Source organism: Chloroflexus sp. MS-G (assembly GCF_000735195.1).
In the GTDB taxonomy this organism is placed as follows: domain Bacteria; phylum Chloroflexota; class Chloroflexia; order Chloroflexales; family Chloroflexaceae; genus Chloroflexus.
In genome coordinates this window covers 1-1,182 of record NZ_JPIM01000242.1, presented here as the reverse complement: position 1 = coordinate 1,182, position 1,182 = coordinate 1, and the positions used below count along the sequence as shown (strand labels likewise).

Annotated in this window: 1 protein-coding gene; it reads right to left on the bottom strand. The window is 50.9% G+C overall.

The window, feature by feature from the left end; translation table 11 throughout:
* Window positions 1-7 precede the first annotated feature (7 nt).
* Window positions 8-1,138, bottom strand: a complete 1,131-nt coding sequence (locus tag JE47_RS21480; protein ID WP_081910085.1) for an IS630 family transposase — start codon at window positions 1,136-1,138, stop codon at window positions 8-10.
* Between the last annotated feature and the right edge of the window lie 44 nt (window positions 1,139-1,182).

Genomic DNA, 1,182 nt, shown 5'->3' with positions numbered 1-1,182 from the left:
TGCATCTTCAAGAGACATTTTCGGATGTAATAAAAACCGACAAAACAGGATTGTCGAAAACAGCACATACCCGCTGGATGATTTCGGCTTTCGCTAATTTTCTACCCGGCTCAACGATTTTCCGCTTGGCATGAAGCCACAGCGGCTCAATCGGATTGAGCCACGGGCTTTTCTTCGGCAACAAAAACGCCAACAAGCGAACACCCTGTTGCTCCTGCTTCACTTTGCGGTTATGCTTTGTGATCCAATCCTGCACGGCTCGGCTCTTGTGCCAGCTAGCCTGATCCCAAAACAGGATCAACACCCTTTTCCCTGCTTGGTGCGTTTTCGTCAGCAACCACTCCAAATACTGAACCGTCAGCTCGCTGCGCGGATTGCCTTCCACAAACCGCAGCCAGACGGCTTCCTGCTTGACCGTCTGTTCATACCAATGCATGGCTATTCCATAACAGGCAATCGCTTTGGGTTCCGGGTCATTTGCATCTTCGGCTTGCTCATGCAATTTCAAGCACTGCCCTTTTTCAGCCCAACTCCGTAAGGGCGGATGCGCAGACCGACTCCACCAGGTCTCATCTTGATATCCAACCGCCCAATCCGCTCGCTCGGCCGCCATCGCCATTAGCCGCTCACGCTGTTTTTTTTTCAACAGGTAAGCCGGGTCGGGACTATTGATCCACTTTTTCGCCCGTTTCCAAGCAATGCCAAAGCGCTTCAGCGCTTGGCGAACTGTTTCTCGACTCACCTTCTCTTCCGTCAGCCCTGCCTCGTAACTGACTTCAGCCAGTAATTCCAGCGTCCAGATACTCGTCTCTTTGCCAAAATTGCGCGGACTCTGATGCAAAAGCTCTTTCAAGGGCTCGATCTTGTCTTCGCTAAAGGTGGCTTTGATCGTATGCGGACGATTGGATTTGGCTTTCAACACTTCCAGTCCATGGGCGTTGAATTGTTTGATCACATTCCTCACCGTCTGATCATCGCAATTCAACTCGCGCCCAATTTGGATCGCCGTCTGCTTGCGCGCACTGGCTAAGATGATTTGGCTGCGGCGAACTTCGAAGCCATCTTTCGAGCGCAAGCCTTGCTTTAGCCTGGCTTCCTCTTCTTCGGTTAGGTCTCGGACAAATATCGGCTTTTTCATACCCCAAATGATACCATATTCCTATCTACTTTCTTGCATCAGCA